Annotated in this window: 21 protein-coding genes; 9 read left to right on the plus strand and 12 right to left on the minus strand. The window is 60.4% G+C overall.

The genetic code is table 11. From position 1 onward, the window contains the following. Nucleotides 1-4 precede the first annotated feature (4 nt). The 7 genes from ACSJLU_RS16535 to ACSJLU_RS16565 all read right to left on the minus strand — a co-directional run bounded on the left by ACSJLU_RS16535 (nt 5) and on the right by ACSJLU_RS16565 (nt 7419). Nucleotides 5-994 (minus strand): ABC transporter permease, encoded by a 990-nt coding sequence (locus ACSJLU_RS16535; protein ID WP_164063963.1) that lies wholly within the window; start codon nt 992-994, stop codon nt 5-7. Then, nucleotides 991-2481: a sugar ABC transporter ATP-binding protein gene (locus ACSJLU_RS16540; RefSeq protein ID WP_079450654.1), complete on the minus strand. Its 1491-nt coding sequence runs from the start codon at nt 2479-2481 to the stop codon at nt 991-993. Before ACSJLU_RS16540 ends, ACSJLU_RS16535 begins: the two co-directional genes overlap by 4 nt. A 54-nt stretch (nt 2482-2535) precedes the next feature. Continuing rightward, complete coding sequence (locus ACSJLU_RS16545) at nt 2536-3453, minus strand: ABC transporter substrate-binding protein (RefSeq protein WP_015378502.1); 918 nt, start codon at nt 3451-3453, stop codon at nt 2536-2538. 135 nt (nt 3454-3588) lie between these two features. Continuing rightward, nucleotides 3589-4656 (minus strand): erythritol/L-threitol dehydrogenase, encoded by a 1068-nt coding sequence (locus ACSJLU_RS16550; RefSeq protein ID WP_016927009.1) that lies wholly within the window; start codon nt 4654-4656, stop codon nt 3589-3591. Nucleotides 4657-5011: 355 nt separating this feature from the next. Beyond that, nucleotides 5012-5329 (minus strand): PTS system regulator TmaR, encoded by a 318-nt coding sequence (gene tmaR / locus ACSJLU_RS16555; RefSeq protein ID WP_004935612.1) that lies wholly within the window; start codon nt 5327-5329, stop codon nt 5012-5014. Between the two features lie 160 nt (nt 5330-5489). Then, the gene (locus tag ACSJLU_RS16560; RefSeq protein ID WP_025303520.1) at nt 5490-6557 is read right to left on the minus strand and encodes an FUSC family protein; all 1068 of its coding nucleotides are present in this window, start codon (nt 6555-6557) and stop codon (nt 5490-5492) included. Between the two features lie 94 nt (nt 6558-6651). Beyond that, nucleotides 6652-7419, minus strand: a complete 768-nt coding sequence (locus ACSJLU_RS16565) for an N-acetylmuramoyl-L-alanine amidase (protein WP_025303521.1) — start codon at nt 7417-7419, stop codon at nt 6652-6654. 176 nt (nt 7420-7595) lie between these two features. Between ACSJLU_RS16565 and ACSJLU_RS16570 the strand changes: the two genes are divergently transcribed. Continuing rightward, complete coding sequence (locus tag ACSJLU_RS16570; protein WP_019453597.1) at nt 7596-8342, plus strand: S24 family peptidase; 747 nt, start codon at nt 7596-7598, stop codon at nt 8340-8342. Nucleotides 8343-8376: 34 nt separating this feature from the next. Here the strand turns inward: ACSJLU_RS16570 and ACSJLU_RS16575 are convergent, their stop codons facing one another. Further along, nucleotides 8377-9486: an SDR family oxidoreductase gene (locus ACSJLU_RS16575; RefSeq protein ID WP_025303522.1), complete on the minus strand. Its 1110-nt coding sequence runs from the start codon at nt 9484-9486 to the stop codon at nt 8377-8379. A gap of 258 nt (nt 9487-9744) precedes the next feature. Here ACSJLU_RS16575 and ACSJLU_RS16580 point away from each other — a divergent pair, with 258 nt between their 5' ends. The 3 genes from ACSJLU_RS16580 to sbcB all read left to right on the plus strand — a co-directional run bounded on the left by ACSJLU_RS16580 (nt 9745) and on the right by sbcB (nt 11712). Further along, entirely contained in the window at nt 9745-9951 is a 207-nt protein-coding gene (locus tag ACSJLU_RS16580; RefSeq protein WP_043136378.1) for a hypothetical protein, read from the plus strand. A gap of 54 nt (nt 9952-10005) precedes the next feature. Further along, complete coding sequence (locus ACSJLU_RS16585) at nt 10006-10194, plus strand: DNA polymerase III subunit theta (protein WP_025303524.1); 189 nt, start codon at nt 10006-10008, stop codon at nt 10192-10194. Between the two features lie 90 nt (nt 10195-10284). After that, the gene (sbcB, locus tag ACSJLU_RS16590) at nt 10285-11712 is read left to right on the plus strand and encodes an exodeoxyribonuclease I (RefSeq protein ID WP_099817480.1); all 1428 of its coding nucleotides are present in this window, start codon (nt 10285-10287) and stop codon (nt 11710-11712) included. A gap of 71 nt (nt 11713-11783) precedes the next feature. On the opposite strand, the gene ACSJLU_RS16595 is transcribed toward sbcB, so the two are convergent. Together ACSJLU_RS16595 and ACSJLU_RS16600 are read right to left on the minus strand one after the other, a co-directional pair. Continuing rightward, the gene (locus tag ACSJLU_RS16595; protein ID WP_025303526.1) at nt 11784-13151 is read right to left on the minus strand and encodes an APC family permease; all 1368 of its coding nucleotides are present in this window, start codon (nt 13149-13151) and stop codon (nt 11784-11786) included. A gap of 535 nt (nt 13152-13686) precedes the next feature. Then, on the minus strand, nt 13687-15105 hold the full coding sequence (locus ACSJLU_RS16600; RefSeq protein WP_025303527.1) for a glutamine synthetase family protein: 1419 nt from the start codon (nt 15103-15105) through the stop codon (nt 13687-13689). 395 nt (nt 15106-15500) lie between these two features. Between ACSJLU_RS16600 and puuR the strand changes: the two genes are divergently transcribed. The 5 genes from puuR (at nt 15501) to ACSJLU_RS16625 (ending at nt 21959) form a co-directional block, all read left to right on the plus strand. Further along, a complete protein-coding gene (puuR, locus tag ACSJLU_RS16605; protein ID WP_025303528.1) occupies nt 15501-16058 on the plus strand; it encodes an HTH-type transcriptional regulator PuuR in 558 nt (185 codons plus the stop codon). A 155-nt stretch (nt 16059-16213) separates the two neighbouring features. Continuing rightward, nucleotides 16214-17725, plus strand: a complete 1512-nt coding sequence (locus ACSJLU_RS16610) for a sugar ABC transporter ATP-binding protein (RefSeq protein ID WP_380824582.1) — start codon at nt 16214-16216, stop codon at nt 17723-17725. Beyond that, nucleotides 17722-18717 carry an ABC transporter permease gene (locus ACSJLU_RS16615; protein ID WP_099817478.1) on the plus strand — a complete coding sequence of 332 codons (996 nt, stop codon included), beginning with the start codon at nt 17722-17724 and terminating at the stop codon, nt 18715-18717. The genes ACSJLU_RS16610 and ACSJLU_RS16615 overlap by 4 nt, the downstream gene beginning before the upstream one ends. A 244-nt stretch (nt 18718-18961) precedes the next feature. Continuing rightward, entirely contained in the window at nt 18962-20950 is a 1989-nt protein-coding gene (locus ACSJLU_RS16620) for a ligand-gated channel protein (RefSeq protein WP_380824579.1), read from the plus strand. 55 nt (nt 20951-21005) lie between these two features. After that, nucleotides 21006-21959: a siderophore ABC transporter substrate-binding protein gene (locus ACSJLU_RS16625; RefSeq protein WP_380824576.1), complete on the plus strand. Its 954-nt coding sequence runs from the start codon at nt 21006-21008 to the stop codon at nt 21957-21959. A 33-nt stretch (nt 21960-21992) separates the two neighbouring features. Here the strand turns inward: ACSJLU_RS16625 and ACSJLU_RS16630 are convergent, their stop codons facing one another. Together ACSJLU_RS16630 and ACSJLU_RS16635 are read right to left on the minus strand one after the other, a co-directional pair. Next, on the minus strand, nt 21993-22781 hold the full coding sequence (locus ACSJLU_RS16630; protein WP_004935663.1) for an ABC transporter ATP-binding protein: 789 nt from the start codon (nt 22779-22781) through the stop codon (nt 21993-21995). Continuing rightward, nucleotides 22778-23860, minus strand: coding sequence for a FecCD family ABC transporter permease (locus ACSJLU_RS16635; protein WP_025303533.1), 1083 nt, complete (start codon nt 23858-23860; stop codon nt 22778-22780). Before ACSJLU_RS16635 ends, ACSJLU_RS16630 begins: the two co-directional genes overlap by 4 nt. Nucleotides 23861-23940 lie beyond the last annotated feature (80 nt).

Consider the following 23940-nt stretch of genomic DNA (forward strand, 5'->3'; position numbering starts at 1 on the left):
CCTCCTATTTGCGCCGCACGGAACTGAGGTAGATGGCGGCCAGGATGATGCCGCCCTTCACCACGTTCTGGATATATGGCGACACGTTCATCAGATTGAGGCCGTTGTTGAGCACCCCGAGCATCATCGCCCCCACCAGCGTGCCGATGATGGCGCCGCGCCCGCCGGAGATCGCCGCCCCGCCCAGCACTACGGCGGCGATGGCGTCCAGCTCGAAGCCTTCGCCGGCGTTGGGCTGCCCGCTCATCAGGCGCGAGGTCAACACCAGCCCGGCCAGCGCGGCGGTCAGGCCGCTGATCACGTACACCAGCATCTTGTAGCGCGGCACGCGGATGCCGCTCAGGCGCGCCGCCTCTTCGTTGCCGCCCATCGCGTACACGTAGCGGCCGAACGGCAGCTGGTTGAGCATCAGCCAGGCCAGCACATACACGCCGAGCATGATCAGGATCGGCACCTGAATGCCCAGCACCGTGCCGCGGCCGAAGAACGCGAAGACGTCGGGCAGGCCGGAGATTGGGTAGCCGCCGGTATAGAGCAGCGCCAGGCCGCGGGCGATGCCCATCGACGCCAGGGTGACGATGATCGGCGGCATGCGCAGGTAGGCGATGCAGGCGCCGTTGGCCAGGCCGAACAGCGCGCCGACCGCCAGCGCCGCCACCATCGCCAGCGGGATCGGCACCGCTGCCAGCATCAGCCCGGCGGCGACCGAGCCGGCCAGCGCCATCACCGGCCCCACCGAGAGATCGATGCCGCCGGTCAAGATGGCGCAGGTCATGCCCACCGCGATGATGGCATTGATAGACACCTGGCGCGCCACGTTGGTTAGGTTGTTGACGCTGAGGAAGCTGTCGTTCAACAGGCTCATCAATACGAACAGGACAGCGAAGCCGATAAACGGCAAGACCGCCGGGTGATGCAGCAGTTTTTCCCAGCGCTTGCCGAGGCTGGTGCCGGCGGCACGGCGCGCCACGGCGGGTTGTTCAATTCCGATCATAAGGCACTCCCGGTCGCGTGAAGCATGATGTGGTTGGATTCGATGTCGTCGCCGGTCAGCTCGGCAACGATGTGGCCACCGCGAAACACCAGCACGCGGTCGCACACGCCGATGATCTCCGGCAGTTCGGAAGAAATCATGATGATGGAGATGCCCTGCTGGGTCAGTTGCTGCATCAGCTGGTAGATCTCGGCCTTGGCGCCCACGTCAATGCCGCGCGTTGGCTCGTCGAAGATCAGGATGTTGCAGTCGTTGTTGAGCCAGCGGGCGATCACCACCTTCTGCTGGTTGCCGCCGCTCAGGGTGCTGACGGCGGTCTCGGCGTCCGGGGTTTTCACGCCCACGGCGCGGATCAACCGCTGCACCACGTCGCGATCCTTGCGGGCGCTGACGAAGATCTTGCCGCGCCGGTGGTGCCGATTGAGGGTGATGTTCTGCGCCACCGAAAACGGCAGCACCAGGCCCTCGGTTTTGCGGCTCTCCGGCAGCAGGCCGATACCCTGCGCCAGCGCCTGCGCCGGAGAGCGCAGCGCCGCCGGTTGGCCGCCGAGGCTGACGCGTTTACGGTGGCAGCGGCTGGCGCCGATCAGCGCGGAGACGGTCTCGGTGCGCCCGGAGCCCACCAGCCCGGCGAAGCCGAGGATCTCGCCCTTGTGCAGGTGGAAGCGGTCGGTTGCGCCGTGCTTCTCGCGCTGGATCTCCGCCTCCAGCAGCACCGTCGCGGTATCGACCGGGTGCTGTTTCACCGGGAAGGCGTTTTCGATTTTGCGCCCGACCATCAGCCGCACCAGCTCTTCCACGTTGGTGTCGCCGGTGGCCAGCGTTTCGATGTAGGTGCCGTCGCGCAGCACGGTGATGCGATCGCAGATGGTGAAGATCTCGTCCAGGTGGTGCGAGATAAACACCATGCCGACGCCCAGCAGCCGCAGATCGTTCATCACGCTGAACAGGTGCTCGGCCTCGCCCGGCGTCAGCGTGGCGGTCGGCTCATCCAACACCAGCACCCGCGCCTCCAGCGACAGCGCCTTGGCAATTTCAACGAACTGCTGCTGCGCCACGCTCAGCTGCTCCACCGGGCAATCGAGATCGATAGCCACCGTCAGCCGCTTGAAAATGGCCTCGGCCTTGCGCCGCATCGCACGCCGATCCAGCAGGCCCCAGCGGTTCCTGATCTCCCGGTTGAGGAAGATGTTGTCGATGGCGCTCATGTAGGGAATCAACGAGAATTCCTGAAAAATAATGCCGACCCCGGCCTCGATCGCCTGGCGATAGTTGTTAAAGCGGCGCTGCTCGCCGTCGATAAAAATATCGCCCTCGTCCGGCTGATAGATGCCACACATGATTTTCACCAGCGTCGATTTGCCGGCGCCGTTTTCGCCCAGCAGGGCGTGCACCTCGCCGCGTTGAATGGCCAGATCGATGCCGTCCAGCGCCTTCACGCCGGGAAAGCTCTTTTTTATTCGCTTCAGTTCCAGTAAAGGTGTCACCGTATTGCCCTCCGCACCGAACGCCCCGCCGCAGCGGGGCGAACCCGGCTGCTGTTACCAGCTAAAGCCGGCCGCATTGCTGCGGTCGATCAGCTTCACTTTGACCGGCACGGTTTTCGGCACCGTGGCGCCCCAGTAGCGGGCCAGCGCAATGCCGAGCGCAATGCGCAGCTGGTCGCGCGGGAACTGCGCTGAGGTGGCGATGAACGGCGAATTCGGCTTGAGGATCTCTTTGATGGCTTCCGGCTGGCCGTCGACGCTCACCAGCTTGACCTTGGCGCCGTTGCTTTCGATCGCCGCCAGGGCGCCGAGCGCGCCGACGTCGTTGACGCTGAAAATACCCGCCAGATCCGGCGCCGACTGCAGCATGTTTTCGGTAACGGTCAGCGCGGTGTCACGCTCCTGCTTGCCGTTTTGCTTGGTGACGATCTTGATGTCGGGGTATTTCTTCATCGCCGCTTCAAAGCCGCGCACGCGCTCCAGGATCGGCACCACCGGGATGCCGTCGAGGATCGCCACCTTGCCTTTGCCGCCCAGCGCTTTCGCCAGGTATTCGCCCGCCTGGAAGCCGGCGTCGTAGTTTTCCGAGCCGACGAACGAATCCAGCGGCCCTTCGGCCTGCGCGTCGATCGCCACCACCACCGCGCCGGCCTTATGGGCGGAGATCACCGCCGACTGCACCCCCACCGAATCGGTCGGGTTGATCAGCAGGATATCCACCTTCTTCTGCAGCATGTCTTCCACGTCGCCGATCTGTTTGGCAACGTCATGGCGCGCATCGGCCACGTACACCTTGGCGCCGATATCCGCCGCCGCCTGATCCAGCGCCTGCTTCATGGTGACGAAGTAGTCGTTGTTCATTTCCTGGAACGACATACCGATAGTGATTTGCTTGGCCAGCGCCCCATGGCTGGCCGCCAACATTCCACCGGCGACGATAAAAGGCAGGGTCTTTTTGAATAATGAAAACATAGCCAATTCTCCTGTAGGGAAGCTTCTTGTTGTGGTTATCAGAGCAACAGCATGTCTTTACGTTTGGCCGACCAACCGGCCCCCCGTTGCGAACGGGCCGGCGGTCGTGACTGCAACAGCGGTACGGCGGGAGGGTCAGGGAACCAGGATCACCTTGATGGAGTCGGTCGAGTCCGCCAGGGCGAAGGCTTCGTCCCAGTCGTTCAATGAATAGCTGTGGGTCACCACGCCGTTGGAAGTCACCAGCCCGCGCTCGAACAGGTCGATGGCGATTTCATAGCTGTAGGGCGCCAGGTGCGCGCCGCGAATGTCCAGCTCTTTGCGATCGCCGATGATGGACCAATCGACGGTGGTTTCCTTACCGAATACGCTGAACTCCACGAAGCGGCCCAGCTTGCGGATCATCTGCAGCCCCTGGGTGACGCCGATCGGCGCGCCGGTGGCCTCGATGTACACGTCGCAGCCATAGCCGCCGGTCAGCGATTTGACGATCTGGTCGGCATCTTCCTTCAGCGGGTTGATCACCACGTCGGCGCCGAACTCCTTCGCCAGCGCCAGCCGCTCGTCGATGGCATCGATCACGATCAGTTTCTTCGGCGTTTTCAGGCGCGCCACCTGCACCATGCACAACCCGAGCGGCCCGGCGCCGGCCAACACCACTACGTCGTCCAGCTGGATGTCGCCGCGCGCCACAGTGTGGATGGCGCAGGCCATCGGCTCAATCAGTACCGCGTCTTCATGGCTCAGGCTTTCCGGGATCTTGTGCACGATGGCGTTCTCGGAAAAACGCATGTATTCCGCCATGCCGCCCTCCGCCACGTCTTTCTGGAAGCCGTAAATGTTATGCGTCTCACACATCCAGTAGCTGCCGGATTTGCAGTAGCGGCACTCCCAGCACGGCACGATCTGCTCGGCGATCACCCGCTCGCCGATCCGGTATTTGCCTTCCGCGCCCTCGCCCAGCGCGGCGATGCGGCCGTAGAACTCATGCCCCGGCACCACCGGCGGTTTGACCCACGGGTTCTCCCCCCAAAACATCTGCGCGCCGTTCTTGCATTTGCAGTCGCCGGCGCAGATGCCGCAGCCTTCCACCTTGATCACCAGCTCGCGCGCCTTCGGCAGCGGCGTAGGCACCTGTTCGAAACGATAATCCTGCGGGCCGTGGCAAACGACCGCGCGCATTTTTTCCGGCAACTGGCTCATCTCTTCCTCCAATACACTCGTTAAACGCTTGAATTTTCTTAATGTTGACGTTGTCATTTTTATCCAACAAAAAACAAAAAACGTTATAAAGTGATAAATTTCAATTGATTAATCATCAAGCATCCAGGAAAACTCAAAATGACAACGTGAACATAGAGCGACATATAACCAAAGCTGCAAAAATAATTATTTGAGCGAAATCACAGTTCGTTAACATTACGGCTAAAAATGCTACAAATGCGGATCGCGATCCCATTTAAAGGATCGATGAGGATCGGGAGATGATCGAAACGGCGGGAAGAAGATGATTGGCAGGAATGCGGGCCAGGCATCGCACCCGGCCCGATAAAGCGGGTTACTTCACTTCGCCCATCGCTTTCAGCTTTTTGGACAGCTCGCGGCGCTCTTTGGACAGATCGGCATTTTTGATGATGTAGTCATCAACGCGATCTTCGTAGTCGCTGCGCATGTTGGCGATGATGCCCTGAATGTCTTCAATGCTCATGCCGGGCTTGATGTACTCGCTCAGGTTGTCGAGCAGCAGCACGCGCTTCTGGTTATCACGAATTTTCTTTTCGTTGTCGACGATCTCGCGTTGCAGTTTGTTTTTGCGGCGGAACATACGCACAAACTCCAGCACGTCCTGGAAACTCGGCTTATTTGCATTATCCATCTTTATACCCTTGCTTTAGTAATACACAGATTCATTTGCTTACGGCCACATGGCACCAAGATACAGGTTTGTGGCGGTCCGGCACAACAGTGATTGCCTTATCTTACCCACTTTGCCCCGGCGGCCAAAACCCAAAGCGCCGCCTTCATGATCTGACCCCCTATTCACGCCCGGCGGCGGTACAAACCTGGAGCAGATCCCCCAACTCTTCCAACTGCTGCGCCAGCTCCATGCTGAGCCAAACGTAGCCGTAAATCGGCGCTTCGCCGTGCTGGCCGAGGCTGACCTCCTGCATCAGCGTTTTCAGCTCGCCGGCGATCTCCGCCAGCTGCCCCGCCACCGCCTGCCGCTGCGCCTGCGGCCCTTCGCGCATCAGCACCGCCAGCGATTCCAGCGAGCTCAGCGTCAGCAGTTGGGTACTGCGCAGCGTGCGGGCGTTCAACATGATGAAGTGCGTTTCGCGCGAGGCCCAGTAGGCGTCGGCCATCAGCTCCAGTGTACACACCAAATTGCGGCTGAGGGTTTGCACCGCCTCGAACACCGCTTTGGGGATGCGGGTTTCCTTGCTGGCGGGCACGATCAGGCTGCGCAGCTTCACCACCTGATTCAACAGATCCTTGAGCTGCGGCTCCAGCCGCGGCCGCTCAATGACGTTCGGCGAAAAATACGCGCCGTAGAGGCGGGCGGCGGTTTGCAGGCAGTCCGCCATTTGCATGCGCCACAGAATGTAGGCGCGCTGTGGGTAGATGCTGGTGAACAGCAGCGCCAGCAGCGAACCGAAGATCACGTCGCCGCTGCGCCACAGCGCGGTGTGCATGTCACCGGCGCCCGCGCCGCATACCACCGCCAGCGTGATCCCCACCAGCAGCGCCATATACGGCCGTTTGCCGAGCGTCAGGTAACCGCAGACGAACATCACCACGCCGCACCAAGCCAGCATCAGCGGCAGCGAATAGAGTTCCAGATACAGGGCGATCAGGCCGGACGCGGCGCCGAACACCGTGCCGGCAATGCGTTGCAGCGCCCGCTGCAGCACGTTGCCCCAAAACGAGATCGGCCCCATCACCACCACCAGGGTGATCAGCGGCCAGGTGCCTTCGGGCACCGCCAGCAGGCGGATCAGCAGAAAGGTCAGAATAAACGCCAGCCCGATGCGCACGCCGTGTACGATGCGGTAGTGGCGATAGGTCAGCAGTTCAAGGGAAGAGATTTTTCGATCGAGGCGCACAATGCCTCCGATAAAGACCAGCCAGGCCGCTATTTTAGCGGAGGAAGCCCGGCGAGGAAAAGGCGAATGAGGCGTCCCCCATTCGCGGTCAGGCTCAGGCGGCGTACTTGTCGACCAGCGCGCGCAGAACGGCGGCGGTTTCAACATCCATCACGCCGTCATACTTCTGCTGACGGAAGTGCAGCTGGAACGCGCGCACCAGCTGGCGATAGCCTTCTGCGGTGTTCGCCGCCGAGGTGTCGTAGCCATATTGGGCGAACAGTTTCAGCAAATCGGCCTGCGCCGGCAGGCCCTGGCTGCAGTATTCCTGCTGGCGCTGCTGCTTGGTCGCTTCGTCATACCAGGCGCCGACGCCGGCCTGATACAGCTGCTGCCACGGGAACTGCGGGCCCGGATCGCTCTTGCGGCCCGGCGCGATATCGGAGTGCGCCACCACGTTCACCGGCGAGATGTCCGGATAACGCTGCAGGATGTTCTGCGCCAGCTGGGTGACCGCCTCGATCTGCTGCGGATTGAACGGCGGGAAGGTGATGTTTCCACCGTCGCCGCTCGCCAGGTTAACGATCTCGATGCCGATCGAGGTGTCGTTGATATTGCTGCGGGTGCCCCACTGGCTGGTGCCGGCATGCCAGGCGCGCTCGTTCTCGTCCACCAGGTTGAAAATGCGCACGCCGCTGAAGCCGGCGGCCTGATAGGTGGCCTCGGTCGGATCCGGCACCAGATAGTGCGCGCTGACCGATTTTCCGGTCAACGACTTCACCGAGTCGGCGAAGTTTTGCGCCGTGTAGTGCAGCACCAGAAAGCGCACGCGGTGGCCGAAGCTGGCGACCGATCGGTAGCTATTGTAATCAATCTTGTACATCGTAAAGTCCCTCTCTCGTTTGATTTCACTGAGCGGCCCCTCATCATGACAGGCCGCCCCGCACGGGTGAACCCTTGGCTCACCCTTTTTGTTTTAGCTAATTGCTAAATCATGCGCAAGTGTTTTTTAGCAAAATCGTTATTTACCTTTTTGCTAAAGAGTGCGATCATTGCACGATGGAAACTAAAGAAATCAGGCGCAACAATCTGCGCGAATTGATGGCCCGCTACGCCCGGCAAGGCGTCAACCAGAATGAATTCGCCACGCTGGTTGAGTCTTCCGCGCCAACGCTGAGCCAAATCATCGGGGAAAAATCCTCCCGCAATCTTGGCGACAATCTGGCCAGGCGGATCGAGGCCAGGCTGAATTTGCCCAAGGGCTGGTTCGACGTGTTTCATGAAAAGCAGCTGGTGCGCCCGTTTGACAACGTGGCGGCGGAGTCGGACTTCCAGCCCGCCCGTTTAAAACCGGTGGTATGGGAAGATACCGAACAGGACAAGGAAGAGTTTGTGGAGATCCCGCTGCTGGATATTGATTTTTCCGCCGGCGACGGCTGCTACGAAATCGTCGATCGCGAGGAATTTTCGCTGATCTTCCGCCGTTACTATCTGCACAAGATGGGGGTGGCGGTCAACGCCGCGCGCATTATCCGCATCTCCGGCTCCAGCATGGAACCACGTCTGCAGGATGGCGACGTGGTCGGCATCAACACCGACGACACGCGCATCCGCGAGGGCAAAACCTATGCCATCCGCCACGGCAATTTGCTGCGGGTGAAGGTGCTGATCGAGCAGCCGGACGGCGGCGTCATCATCCGCTCCCTCAACCGTGAAGAGTACCAGGACGAGCATCTCAGCTATCAGCAGCGCAAGGAGCAACTGGTGGTGCTCGGCCGCGTCTTCTGGTCCTCTTCGTCCTGGTAGCAGAGCAACCTCGGGCGCCCGCTGCGCCCGGCGGTTATTTGAAGTCCACCACCATCTGCTGCTGGATAGACAACCCGCGAGTCGACTGCACGCAACCGGCGATGTAGTCGGTGAAGCGCGGCGGTTTCGGCATGCCCAGCTTGAGGATCTTCTCGTTGCTGAAACGCACGTTGAGCATGGCGAACGAGCCGTACAGGCGCATCGCCTTCAGCATCAGCCGCTCGTTGCACGGGCCGAAAATGTCTTTCAGCTGACGGCGCATTTTCACCAACGCGTCATACGTCACCTGCGCATACTCATCGCCCACCGGCGCTTTTTCCAGCGCTGCCGCCATGGCGCGGTCGATTTCGGCAAAGCTGACGCTGCGCTCTTCACCGGCGGAGATGTGATAAACGTCGTTCTCCAGCGTTTCGCTGTTCATCAGCATCACCAGCGCATCCGCACAGTAGTCCACCGGGATCACGTCGATATTGTCCTGCAGCGAGCACATAAACTTGCGCAGCATCAGCGCCATGCCAAACACCCAGAAAATGCTGCTGGAAGGCTGGCAGCCCAGGCGGGTGTGGCCCACGACAATCGACGGACGAGCGATGGTCAGCGGCATTTGCGGGCAGCGTTGGCGCATCAGCTGTTCGATGGTGGATTTGGAACGCGTATATTCCACCAGATGCTCGGCATCTTCCTCAAATTCGCCGCTCTCCGCCACCAGCGAACCCGGTTCCGGGGAACAGGACATGGCGGTACCAACATGCAGAAAGCGTTTTAATCCCGGCACCTGCGCCATTCTTTCGGCAAAGGCCAGGGTGCCTTCTACGTTTACCTTCCAAATGAGCGGGTTATTACCAAATGAAGCAACAGCCGCACAGTTAATAACGTGCGTGACATTGTTAATACGTGCGTCAGTTAAAAATTCGGCCGGCTCGGAAAGGTCTCCCAACAATATATTTTCTATCGTAATTTTAGACAGCAGATTCGCGTCGATATTAAACTTTTCCATATTCGTGCGAATACGAGCCAATCCTTGCTGCGCATCATCGGCGCGCACCAGTAAAAGATAATTAATGGACTGATTTTCAATCAATAATTTTTCAAGAACTGCACCACCGAGAAAGCCGGTAGCGCCGGTTAACAGTAGCGTTTTCATCATTGTCACCCACATTGGTATTGAATGTGGGAGATTGTATCTGCGGATATTTAAACAAATATTAAATAGAATTACGGCGCCCAGAATCACTTTTCTTAATATTATCTTAAGGAATCTTTTGAAACATCCATCGTGGCTTTAGTAACAAAAGAAGCGCGTAGATTGGATGATTAATCTCTGCCGTTTAAATACCATTGATGTAGTGCCTGATTTAATTTAACGGTCAATGTTATTTCTCTTCTCGTCCGTGGAGGACCTATGACCTATAACCAAAAAATCTGGTTGGGGGTTTTACTGCTGTGCACCCTGTTTTGGGGGGCGGTGATAAGCGGCGCCTGTTCGCTGTATAACCGGGCAGATCGCCTCAATGCGCACCAGGCGCAGAGCGAGTTCGCCGCGCGCCACAGTCTGGCCCCCAGCTCGAAGCAAAGCGCGCAGGCGTCCACCTCCCCTCGGAATGGGTAGGGACAAGACCCGCTAACGATCCTATTATACCCTAAGGTTAACAGGGAGATAACGATGGTTCGAAAGCTGGATAGCTTACCGCAGGCGCAACGCGAGAAAATAGAAGCCGATTTGCTGGCCATCAGCGTGATCTACAACGAGCGCTACGGCATCGCTTCGACCCAGGCGGAAACAGAACGACAGATCCCCGACCACCTGCTCCCCTACTTTCACCAGCGGCTGGATTTCTATCGCCGTGCGTAATTGCGCGCATTTCGCTAACCGCCGCTTGGCATCGCTCCCTACGCCGTTACAATAGAGGCATATTGTATCCGCCACTGAAGAGACGCGATTTTGAGCAGCAAGGCACCGGCCACATTTTATATCCACGATTACGAGACCTTCGGCAAGAGCCCGTCGCTGGACCGCCCGGCGCAGTTCGCCGGCGTGCGCACCGATATGGATTTCAACATTATCGAAGAGCCGCTGGTCATCTACTGCGCCCCGGCCGATGACTACCTGCCGGAACCCGAGGCGGTGATGATCACCGGCATCACGCCGCAGGTGGCGCGTGCCAAAGGGGTTAACGAGGCCGAGTTCACCCGCCAAATCCATCAGGCCTTCAGCGTGGCCGGCACCTGCATTCTCGGTTACAACAACATCCGCTTCGATGACGAAGTGAGCCGCAATATCTTCTATCGCAACTTCTACGATCCCTACGCCTACAGCTGGCAAAACGGCAACTCGCGCTGGGATCTGCTGGATGTGATGCGCGCCTGCTACGCTCTGCGCCCGGACGGCATCGTTTGGCCGGAAAACGAAGACGGTTTCCCCAGCTTCCGCCTGGAACATCTGACGCGCGCCAACGGCGTCGAGCACTCGCAGGCTCACGACGCGATGTCGGACGTTTACGCCACCATCGCCATGGCCAAGCTGGTCAAACAGGCACAGCCGCGGCTGTTCGATTTCCTGCTGCAGCACCGCAACAAGCACAAGCTGAACGCCCTGATCGACGTCGCCGACATGACGCCGCTGGTGCACGTCTCCGGCATGTTCGGCGCGGCGCGCGGCAATACCAGCTGGGTGTCGCCGCTGGCCTGGCACCCGGACAACAAGAACGCGGTGATCATGTGCGATCTGGCCGGCGACATGACGCCGCTGTTGACGCTGAGCGCCGAGCAGCTGCGTGAACGGCTGTATACCCGCCGTGACGATCTGGCGCCGGATCAGGCACCGGTGCCGATCAAGCTGGTGCACATCAACAAATGCCCGGTGCTGGCGCCGGCCAAAACCCTGCTGCCGGAGAATGCCGAGCGGCTGGGCATCGATCGTCAGGCGTGTCTGCAAAATCTGCAGCTGCTGAAACAGCATCCGGAAGTGCGCGAGAAAGTGGTCGCGCTGTTCGCCGAAGCCGAGCCGTTCAAAGGCGCCGACGACGTCGACGCCCGCTTGTACGACGGTTTCTTCAGCGACGCCGACAAGGCGGCGATGAGGATTATCCAGCAGACCAAACCGCAGAACCTGCCGGCGCTGGATCTGGCCTTCAGCGACGGCCGCATGAAAGAGCTGCTGTTCCGCTTCCGCGCGCGCAACTACCCGAATACGCTGGACGACGCCGAGCAGCGTCGCTGGCTGCAACACCGCCAGGAAGCGCTGAGCGCAGAGCGCGTGCAGAGTTACCTGCTGCAGCTCGAATCGCTGTATAACCTGCACGAAGGCGACAAAGAGAAAACCGCCCTGTTGAAAGCGCTGTTCGATTACGGCAAAGAGTTGGTGGGATAAACCCCGCAGCAAGCAGAAAAGGAAAAGGCCGCGAAAGCGGCCTTTTTTGTGGCTGAGGAGACGGCTCGCGCTTAGGCGGCGTCTTCGCTCGCTTGCGGCACCGGCAGACGGAAGCTGCGGGTGACGAAGGCCAGGTAGATCAAACCGATGGCCGCCCAAACCAGGCCCAGCGTCATCGAGCTGGCTTCCAGGTTGATCCACAGCGCGCCGACGGTCAGTGCGCCCATCACCGGCAGGATCAGGTAGTTAAATGTGTCCTTCACGGTGCGGTTCATCTTGTCGCGAATATAGAACTGCGAGATCACCGACAGGTTAACGAAGGTGAAGGCCACCAGCGCACCGAAGTTGATCAGCGCGGTCGCGGTCACCAGGTCAAACGACACCGCGGACAACGCGATGGCGCCTACCAGCAGCACGTTCAGCGCCGGGGTACGCCACTTCGGATGCACATAGCCGAAGAAGCGAGTCGGGAACACGCCGTCGCGGCCCATCACGTACATCAGACGCGAAACGCCCGCGTGCGCCGCCATGCCCGACGCCAATACCGTCACGCAGGAGAACACCAGGATCACCGACTGGAAGAACTTGCCCGCCACGTACAGCATGATTTCAGGCTGTGAGGCGTCCGGATCCTTGAAGCGCGAGATGTCCGGGAAGTACAGCTGCACGAAGTAAGACACCACGATAAAGATGATGCCGCCGATCAGCGCCGTCAGGAAGATGGCTTTCGGGATCACTTTTTCCGCGTCTTTGGTCTCTTCGGACAGCGAGCTGATGCCGTCGAAGCCCAGGAACGAGAAGCACAGGATGGTCGCGCCGGTAATCATCGGCACCACGTGGGCGTTATCGGACCAGAACGGGCGGCTGCTGACCAGCGTACCGGCGCCTTCGCCGTGGTAAATACCGTTGATCACCAGGCCGAGGAACACGATCATGATCGCCACCTGCACCACCACGATGATGGAGTTCAGGTTAGCCACCAGCTTGATGCCGCGCAGGTTGAAAATCGTCATCAAGCCGACCAGCACCGCCACGAAGATCCAGGACGGTACGCCCGGGAAGATCGCTTCCAGGTAAATCTTGGCCAGCAAAATGTTGATCATCGGCATGAACAGATAGTCCAGCAGCGATGACCAGCCCACCATAAAGCCGACGTGCGGGCTGATGGCTTTCTGGGCGTAGGTGTAGGCGGAACCGGCGGAAGGGAACTTCTTCACCAGCTTGCCATAGCTCAGGGCGGTAAACAGGATCGCCAGCAGAGCGAAGGCGTACGCGGTCGCGACGTGACCATCGGTCAAGCCGGATACGATGCCGAAGGTATCGAAAATGGTCATTGGCTGCAGGTAAGCCAAGCCCATCATCACTACCGGAACTAATGTCAGGGTTTTACGCAGCTGAGTGCGCTGAGCCGGAGCGGCGTTGATGGTGTTATCGGACATTGTTCAGCCCCCCCTTACCTTGAGCCTTGCGGATGGCGGACACGCCAAGACTTAAGGTTGCGGGGAAACTTCGCAACGAGCGACTTAATTCTAAAAGAAGGGGGTTGTAAGCTGGATAACGGGTCGAGGAAACCTCGGCTGCTCCATAGTCGCTGCGGCCACAGCGGAAACCGGCGGGCACCGGCGCTAAAGTGAAAAATTGCCCCATCTTTCTAATCCTCATGAGTCACGACCATAAAGTTTTGTTTGATCGTGCACGAAACTATTTATCTATCCGGATCGGTGTCCGGCCTCGCTTGGTGTATGAAACGCTACGTTGGTAAAACATAATGCAAAAAAAATAACCGACGCTTTCAAAACGTCGGCTATCTGCATTTGAGATATTTTGCACCAGAATGCCTCCGAATGACAAGATCCGGAAACCCTCAAATACAAATTCTTTTTGTCGATCGCACGGAAAACCAGCCCGGCAGGCGAATTAATCCGCTGCCGGCAGGCCAGTCACCCGCACATACCTCTTACTTTATACGCCCATTCAGGCATTTTTCAACATCCAGTCGATCTCGGTTTCCGTCACCCGCCGTTCAAACTGCAGCAGTTCGTCGGTCTTGCAGGCGTGATACACCTGGGTGAAACGCTCGCCCAGATAGTGCGTCAGCGCGTGCTGATGTTCAAACTCGTACAGCGCGTCGCTCTGGCGGATCGGCAGCGGCAGCCCTTCCTGCTCCAGCCCGTTGCCGGTCACCGGCTCAGGCAACGGCAGTAGGTTGTCCAGCCCGTACAGCATGCCGGCCAGGATCGCCGCCATCACCAGATAAGGATTGGCATCGGCGCCGGCCACGCGGTACTCCACCCGGTGGTTCTCCGGTTCGCCGCAGGGAATGCGCAGCGCCACGGTGCGGTTGTTGTGGCCCCAGGCGGCCTGGATCGGCACATACATCCCCGGCTGGAAGCGCCGGTAGGCGTTGACGTTCGGCGCCAGCAGCGCCATCGACGCCGGCATCAGGGTGATCATCCCGGCCAATGCCTGTTTCAAGAGCGGCGAATCCTCGCCTTCGGCGTCGGCAAACAGGTTGTTGCCCGCACTATCCTGCATGCTGACATGCACGTGCATGCCGCTGCCAGCGTAATCCTCATAGGGTTTGGCCATAAAGGTGGCGTGCATGTCGTGGTTCTCGGCGACCAGCCGCACCAGCCGCTTCAGCGCCAGCGCGTGGTCGCAGGCCAGCAGGATGTCGTCGGTATGACGCAGGTTGACCTCGAACTGCCCCGGCGACGCCTCCGCCACCGCGCCGTCCGCCGGCAGCCCCTGCAGCTTCGCCAGCGCGTCGATATCGTTCAGCACCTCGGCGAAATGGTTCAGGTTATCGACGGAATACACCTGGCTTTGGGTGTTGCGTTCCTGAGTGCCGGGCGCACACGGCGGCTGCAGATCGCCTTCCGCGTCGCGCAGCCTATCGATGAGATAAAACTCCAGCTCTACCGCTGCCACCGGAAACAAACCGCGCTGGCGCAGCGCCTGCCACACGCGGTTCAGCACATTGCGGGGTTCAACGTCAAAGGGAGTGCCATCTTCATCCAACATGGTGAGCAGCACCTGGCCGATGTGCTCCGGATCGGCGGCTGATGGCGTCAGCGAACCGGGCACCGGCAGGCAAATGCGGTCCGGTTCGCCGAGCTCCTGCCCAAGGCCGGTCTCCTCCACCACGTTGCCAAGGATGTCCATGGCGAACACCGACGCGGGGAAGTAGCTGCCTTTTTCCAGTTTTTTTAACCCAGAGACGGGTATGCGTTTGCCGCGGAAGGAACCATTAAGATCGGTGAGAAGGATATCGACATACTGCGTGGCGGGATGGCGTTCCAAATAATGAGCAACCTCATTTTGGAACGCGCTACTTCGCCTCTCTTCATGATGCTGTGCAAAATGTTCAACTGCTGCGCTATTGGTTTGCATACGTCACCCGCCATTATGCTCTGAAGGCGCGTTGGCGCCCGTCCACCGTTCGATTCAACACATGATTGGATTTCTCGTCAGGCCGCGCCGCTGCCGGGCGCTCAAAATAACATCCACAATATGAAACATAGTATTAACAGAATGGGTTTGCAAATGTTACAATCCTGTTTGATTATTCGCCAGCGGCTGCTAAATTGATAAAATATTGACCGAAAAGGCCTTACTGCCATTTTCACGTCAACTATTTTGTCCAACGCACCAAGAGTGAACATGGGCAATATATTTTCCAAACCCACCCTAACTACCGATATCATGCAGTATCGTTATCGACCAGACAGGCACCCGATAGCGATCTTCATTTCTGCCTGTCGCCCTTACCAGAAGGAAGTACCGCTATGAGCGAAGTCAGCTTGGCACCGGGCAAACGCCTGTCGCAGATCCGTCAGCAATTGGGTTTGTCACAGCGCCGGGTCGCCGAACTGTCCGGGTTAACCCACAGTGCGATCAGCACCATCGAACAGGACAAGGTCAGCCCGGCCATCAGCACGCTGCAAAAGCTGCTGAAGGTGTATGGCCTGTCGCTGTCTGAATTCTTTGCCGAACCGGAAGCCGCCGACGAACCGCGCGTGGTGATCGACGCCGAAGATCTGATTGAGATCGGCAGCCAGGGGGTGTCGATGAAGCTGGTGCACAACGGCAGCCCGACGCGCAACCTGGCGATGATGCTGGAAACCTACCAGCCCGGCACCACCACCGGTGAAAAGATCAAGCACCAGGGCGAAGAGATAGGCACCCTGCTGGAGGGCGAGATTGTGCTAACCATCAACGGCCAGAGCTATTGCCTGACCGCCGGTCAGAGTTACGCCATCAACACCGGCATTCCGCACAGCTTCAGCAATACCTCGGCGCGCATTTGCCGCATCGTCAGCGCACACACCCCCACCACCTTCTGACCGCTTCTCGCACCGGCGCAGCCTGACGCGGGTTGCGCCCCTGCCTCTCCACGTTTTTCATCGCCGTTATGCCATTTTGTTGGTTGCCAACGGCGCAATCTGTGTTACAACAGAGCAAAACAGCCATCTAAACATCTAAACGGCCTTACCACCCTATGTCAACCGCAACGCCTTCACGCCTCGAGATGCGCAATATCTCGATCGCCTTCGCCGGCTTCAACGCGCTGCAGGACGTGGACTTCACGCTGCAGGGCGGTTCAATCCATGCGCTGGTCGGCGCCAACGGCGCGGGCAAGTCGACGCTGATGGCGATCCTCTCCGGCGCCCACGATCACTACCGCGGCGAGATCCTGATCGACGGCCGGGCAGTGGAAATTCATTCCCCGCTGCAGGCGCGCCGCCACGGCATCCACGTGGTACAGCAAGAGGTCGACGTCGCGCTGATCCCCACGCTGTCGGTGGCGGAGAACATCATGCTGGACTGGCTGAACGAGCCGGGCCACTGGCTGAACTGGGCGGAGCTGCACCGCCGCGCCGCGCAGCTGCTGCAGCAATGGGCGCTGCCGCTCAACCCGCGCAGACGCCTGGCGGACTGCACGCTGGCGGAAAAACAGCAGGTGCTGCTGGCGCGCGCGCTGTCGCACCGCTGCCGTTTTTTGGTGCTCGATGAACCGACCGCGCCGCTCGATCGCGCCGAGAGCGAGCGCCTGTTCAACGTGGTGCGCCGCCTGCAATCCGAAGGCATCGGCATCGTGTTCATTTCTCACCGCATCCACGAACTGAGCGACATTTGCGATCGGCTGACGGTGCTGCGCGACGGGCGGCGCGTCAGCGAAGACGCCATGCGCGGGCTGAGCGGCGAACAGATCGTCGAGAAAATGCTCGGCCATCGGCTGGACGACATTTTCCCGCCGCCGCGCCCGCCGCACGCTGGGCGTAAGCTGCTGCAGGTGGAGGGCTTGCGCGATCGCCATAAGCTGCGCGACGTTTCGCTGCGGCTGCATGAAGGAGAGATCCTCGGCATCGCCGGGCTGGCCGGAGCGGGCAAAACCGAACTGTGCAAGGCATTGTTCGGCGCCAGCACCGTGCAGCTCGAGCGCGGCGAACTGCGCGGGCAGCCCTGGGCGCCACGCGCGCCGCACCTGTCGGTCGAACAAGGATTGGCGCTGGTGCCGGAAGAGCGCCGCAAAGAGGGCATTTTCATCGATGAGGCGATCCCGATGAACCTGAGCGTCAGCGCCGACGACAGCTTCTCGCGCTGGAGCCTGTTCAGCCGGCGGCAAGAGCTGCGCTGGGCGCGCGAGATCATGCAGCGTCTGAACATTCGCGCCTCCGGCCCGCAACAGCGGCTGGCGCGCCTGTCCGGCGGCAATCAGCAAAAAGTGGCGATCGGCAAGTGGCTGCGCGGCAACGCCGAGGTGCTGATCTTCGATGAGCCGACCAAGGGCGTGGACATCAAGGCCAAGCAGGAGCTGTTCAGCCTGATCGACGGCCTGGCCCGCGCCGGTAGAAGCGTGATTTACGCCTCCGGCGAGTTCGCCGAGCTGATTGGCCTGTGCGATCGCATCTGCGTGCTGTGGGACGGCCGCATCGTGGCGGAGTTGAACGCCGCCGACATCGACGAAGAAACCTTATTGCTCTATTCCACCGGAGGAACCCCTGCGTGAGTAAAGAATTTGCCTTGCGGCCTGCGCTGCCCTGGCGCCAACAGCTGTTTGATTTCCTCTACAAGTGGGGCATGCTGCTGACCGTCGCGGCGCTGATCGCCCTGTTTGGCCTGGCGTCGGACAACTTTCTCGATGCCAATAACATCATCAATATCCTGCGTTCGATCGCCATCGTGACGGTGATCGCCATCGGCGTCTCTATCTCGCTGTCGGTCGGCGGTTTCGATCTGTCGGTCGGCTCGACCGCCTCGCTGGCCAACGCGCTGGTGATTTCACTGTTCGTCTGGCACGGGTTCGGCACCACCGGCGCCATCGTGGTGACGCTGCTGCTGTGCACGCTGGTCGGCCTGTTCAACGCCCTGCTGATCGTGGTGCTCAAAATCCCCGACATGCTGGCGACGCTGGCCAGCCTGTTCGTGATCCAGGGCGTGGCGATGACCTACAGCTACGGCGGCTCCATCACCCAAAACATGGTGCTGCCGAATGGCGACATGGCGGAAGGCCTGATCCCAGAGGTGTTTTCCGCCCTCGGCCAGGTGCCAGTGATCGTGCTGATCATGTTGGCGGTCACCGTGGCGGTACAGCTGTTCCTCTCGTTGACCAAGCACGGCCGCCGGATGTACGCCATCGGCGGCAACCCCGAGGCTGCGCGTCTGTCGGGTATCCGCACCGTACGTTACAGGGTTGCCGCTTACGTCATTTCTTCCTGGCTGGCGGCGCTTGGCGGCATCTTGCTGGCGTCACGTATCGGTTCTTCGCAGGTCAATGCCGGCGGCGGCTATCTGATGGACGCGGTGGCGGCGGCCTATATCGGTTTCTCGCTGGCGGGCTCCGGCAAACCCAATGCGCTCGGCACCCTGATCGGCGCAGTGATCCTCGGCGTGCTGCAAAACGGCCTGGTGATGCTGTCGGTGCCCTACTACGCCATGGATATTATCAAAGGCCTGGTGCTGGCGCTGGCGCTGGCCATCACCTACATCCAGAAACGCTGATCCTCCCCGGCGCACGCCCGCTGCGCCGCTTTTCCCTTTAATTCATCCGGTTACCCTTTCCCGTCAGTAGAACAAGCATACAAATGATATGAATTATCATTAGCGTTTACATTCAGTAAAAAATCCTTACAATACCCTCACGCAACGCTGATGAAGCGAAGTATTTCTCAGCGAACGATGAATAATTTCATTAGAAATTCAATTGGTTAATTACTTTCACTTCAATCCAGGAAAGGTTCACCTCATGGAAACGCCACGTTACAGCAAGCTCGCCGCTCTGGTGATTGCCTCACTCAGCGCCACCGCCGCACTGGCCGCGCCGCAGGACGACACCCACGACACCATGGTCGTCACCGCCTCCGGCTTCCAGCAAAAAATTCAGGACTCCGCCGCGTCCATCTCGGTGATCCCGCGCCAGCAGATCGAAGACAAGGCCTATCGCGACGTGACCGACGCGCTGAAAGACGTGCCTGGCGTGGTGGTCACCGGCGGCGCCAGCAGCAGCGACATCAGCATCCGCGGCATGTCCTCCAAGTACACGCTGATCCTGGTGGACGGCAAGCGCGTTGACACCCGCGGAACCCGTCCGAACAGCGACAACGCCGGCATCGAACAGGGCTGGCTGCCGCCGATGGAAGCCATCGAGCGCATCGAAGTGGTGCGCGGCCCGATGTCTTCGCTGTACGGTTCCGACGCCATGGGCGGCGTGATCAACGTCATCACCCGCAAGACTTCCCGCACCGAGTGGAAAGGCTCGCTGCACGGCGACGCCACCCTTCAGGAAAACCGCGATTCCGGCGATCTGTTCCAGACCAACGCCTACGCCTCCGGCCCGCTGATTGAAGGCCTGCTCGGCGTGCGGGTCAACGGCCTGCTGTCGCGCCGCGCCGAAGATAAAATCACCAACGGTTATAACGAACAGCGCATGCGCAGCGGCACCGCGGTGTTCACCCTGACGCCGGACGAGAAGAACGAATTCGACTTCGAAATCGGCCGCTCGCTGCAGGATCGTAACAGCACGCCGGGCAAATCGGTGGTGGCGGAGCGCTGCAGCAAAGGCAAGTGCAAACCTACCTCTCGCAGCGAAGATCTCTACACCCGCACCAACTACTCGCTGACCCACAACGGTTATTACGACTTCGGTAACTCAACCAGCTACGTTCAGCGGGAAGAGACCAACAACCCGGGCCGTAAGATGAAGATGTACAACACCATCTTCAACACCCAGAACCAGTTCGAGCTGGGTTCCCACATGCTGAACCTCGGCGGCCAATACCGCTATGAGAAACTGGGCGACAGCGGCAACCAGCTGAGCTCGGCGAAAGACGTCAACCAGCTGACGCGCTGGAGCTGGGCGCTGTTCGCCGAAGACGAATGGGCGCTGACCAACGACTTCAGCCTGACCAGCGGCATCCGTATGGACCGCGATCAGAACTTCGGCAGCCACTGGTCGCCGCGCATGTACGGCGTCTGGCACCTGACCGAGCAGTGGACGATGAAAGGCGGCGTCTCCGCCGGCTACCGTTCGCCGGATCTGCGCCAATCCTCCGCCAGCTGGGGCCAGGTCACCGGCGGCGGCGTGCGTAACGGCATCATCGTCGGCAACCCGGATCTGCAGCCGGAGAAGAGCCTGAGCGAAGAGATCGGCCTGATGTGGGATAGCCTGAAAGGCGTCAACGCCGGCGTGACCGTCTTCAACACCGATTTCAAGAACAAGATCACCGAAGTCCGCCGCTGCGAAGACACGCCGGACTGCAAGATCGGCAACGAGGTCTATGACTTTATCAGCGATCGCGTCAACGTCGACAAAGCCAATATGCGCGGCGTAGAAGCCACCTTCGGCTGGCAGATTAACAAAGACTGGAAGTGGAACACCAACTACACCTACACCGCTTCCGAGCAGAAGAGCGGCGAGTTCCAGGGCAAGGCGCTCAACCAGATGCCGAAGCATATGCTGAATACCGTGCTGGACTGGCAGGCCACGCAGGACCTCAGCCTGTGGTCGCGCGTTAACTTCCGCAGCCGCACCTCAGACTACCTGAGCCGCACGTCGATGGAGACCAGCACGCCGTCCTACACCTTCGTCGATGCAGGCCTGAGCTATCAGGCGGCGAAAAACCTGCAGTTGACCGGCGGGGTTTACAACATCCTCGACAAAACCGTGGATTACGATCACTACCGCACCACGCTGGACGGCCGCCGTTACACCGTCGGCATGACCTACAACTTCTGATGCCCCTGGGCGCGCGCTGCGCGCCCTTTTCATTCCATCACCGTGAGGAAGCTCCATGAGATTACGCCGCTCCCCCCTGATGATCGCCCTGCTGGCCGCAATGGCGCTGGCGGGTTGCCACAGCAAAACCGATACGCCGATAGCCGCTACTCCGGCCACCGTCAACGTCCAGCACCTGAACGGCAGCACCGAGGTGAAGAAGCACCCGCAGCGCATCGTCGTGCTGGATTACGCGTCTCTGGAAACGCTGCAGCTGCTGGGCGTCGAACCGCTGGCGCTGCCCGGCAACCGCAAGAACTTGCCGGATAGCCTGAAGCGCTATCAGGATGACAAATACCTCAATGCCGGCACCCTGTTCGAACCGGATATGGCCGTGCTGCGCGCCGCCAAGCCGGACCTGATCCTGATCGCCGGCCGGGCGTCCAAAGCCTATGACGAGCTGAACGCGCTGGCACCGACGCTGAACATGTCCGTCGATCCGCAGGATCAGTTGGGCAGCCTGAAACAGCGCACCCTGCAGCTGGGCGAGCTGTTCGATAAGCAGCAACAGGCGCAGGCGGCGGTCGATAAGCTGGATGCGCAGATCGCCGCGGTCAAACCACAGGCCACCCAGGCCGGGCGTGGGCTGGTGGTGCTGTTCTCCGGCGGCAAGATCAGCGCTTACGCGCCCAAGAGCCGTTTCAGCTTCGTCTATGACGCCCTCGGCTTCGCGTCCGCGCTGCAGTCCGACGAAAAAGACGTGCGCGGCAACAAGCTGACGCCAGAGCAGGTCGCCAAACTGAATCCGGACTGGCTGTTCGTCATCGACAGAGACGCCGCGACCGGGCGGCCGAACGCGGTGGCACCGCAGAAAATCCTCACCGGCACCGCGCTGAAGAAAACCACGGCGGTGAAAAAAGGCCAGGTGGTCTACCTGCCGGCAGCCGAGGTGTATCTGTCCGGCGGCATCGTCACCGCCCAGCACGTCGTCGAACGCGTGAGCGAGGCCCTAAACCACGCTGCGCGATAAAGAAAGCCCGGCGATGCCGGGCTTTTTCTTGGGTTAAATCGTCGGCTGGTTCACCAGACCGTCTATCAGCACCTGCGGCGTGCCCTGCGAGCAACGCTCGATGCGCCCGCGCACGCCGTAGACCCGCGCCAGGCTCTGCGGCGTAATCACCTGATCCGGCGCGCCATCGGCGATCAGATCGCCATCCTGCAGCATCAGCACGTGGTCGCCGTGACGCAGCGCGATGTTGATGTCATGCACCACCACCACCGTCACGATATTGCGCTTGCGGGTTTCGCGGCGCACCAAATCCATCACGTGGAACTGGTAGTTGAGATCGAGCGCGCTCAGCGGCTCATCCAGCAGCAGCAGCGACGGCTGACGAATCAGCGACTGCGCCAACCCCACCAGCTGTTTCTGGCCGCCGGACAGCTGATCGAGATAGCTCAGCGCCAGGTGGGCGATGCCCAGCTGTTCCAGCAAAGCCATCACTTCCGCTTCGCTGCCGGCGTTGCTGCGGCCGCCCGAGGCGCGCTGCGCCACGATGATCGACTCCAGCACGTGCAGATGCACCCCAGCAGGCAGCGACTGCGGCAGGTACACCACTTTCTCCGCCCGACGGGCGAACGGCATCTGCATCAGATCGCCGTCGTCCAGCCACAGCTTGCCCTGCGCCGGGTTCAGCCCGGCCAGCGAGCGCAGCAGCGTCGATTTGCCGCTGCCATTCGGCCCCAGCAGCACGGTGATTTGCCCGCGCGGCAGCATCGGCACCGAGAGATTGTCGATCACCTGGCGTTTCGGGTAGCCCGCCGAGAAGTTTTCTATCCGTAAACCCTGGCTCATACGTTCCCCCGGTGGCGCAGAATAATGCTCAGGAAGAACGGCACCCCGACCAGCGACGTGACGATGCCCACCGGAATGATCACGCCGGGCACCAGGTTTTTCGACGCCACCGAGGCCATCGACAACACCAGCGCGCCAATCAGCGCACTGGCCGGCAGGTAGAAACGGTGATCTTCGCCGAAGATCATGCGGGCGATGTGCGGCGCCACCAGGCCGATAAAGCCGATCGGCCCGACGAACGCCACCGCCAGCGCCGAAAGCATGCTGATGCGCAGCAGCGTGGTCAAACGCAGACGACGCACGTCGATACCGAAGCTCACCGCCCGGTCTTCCCCCAGACGCAGCGCGGTCAGTTTCCACGAGCTCATCATCGACAGCGGCAGCAGCACGGCGAACACCCCGAACAGAATGCCCAGTTTGTCCCACGAGGCGCGCGCCAGGCTGCCCATGGTCCAGAACACCAGCCCCTGCAGCGTGTCCTCGCTGGCGATGAATTGCATCATCGAGACCAGCGCGTTGAAGGTAAACACCAGCGCGATGCCGAACAGCACCACGCCGGAGGTGGCGACCCGCGTCCAGCGCGTGATGCCGTCGAGCATCAGCGCAGCGAACAGCGCGAAGATAAAGGCGTTGGCGGAGATGAACCACTGATCGGGGATCCCCGGAATGCCGATGCCAAGCACGATCGCCAGCGCGGCGCCAAAGGCCGCGGCGGAAGAGACCCCGAGGGTAAAGGGGCTGGCCAGCGGGTTATTCAGGATGGTCTGCATCTCCGCCCCGGCCAGGCCGAGCGCAAAGCCCACCACCACCGCCATCAGCGCGTAAGGCAATCGGATGTCCCAGACGATCACCCGCGTGCCGGCATCGGCCGCGGCGGGGTCAAGCAGCGTGTGCCATAAGGACGACAGCGACAGGCCGGACGGCCCCATGGTGAAATCCAGCAGCAGCGAGCCCAGGATCGCCAGTGCCAACACGCCCATCATCATCAGGCGATGGCGAAGAATATGCTGATAACGCCCCATCACGCCGGCGTTGGGTTGCCCCTTGGCGTCAGTCATGGGATCGGTGGATACGCTCATTCGTTAAGATACCTGTTACAACCATCATGACAGCGGCGCGAAGGCGTCCGCCGTGAACCGGAAAGTGTGCGGCAGCAGCC

Origin of the sequence: Serratia bockelmannii (genome assembly GCF_051803255.1) — a bacterium.
Taxonomy (GTDB): domain Bacteria; phylum Pseudomonadota; class Gammaproteobacteria; order Enterobacterales; family Enterobacteriaceae; genus Serratia; species Serratia bockelmannii.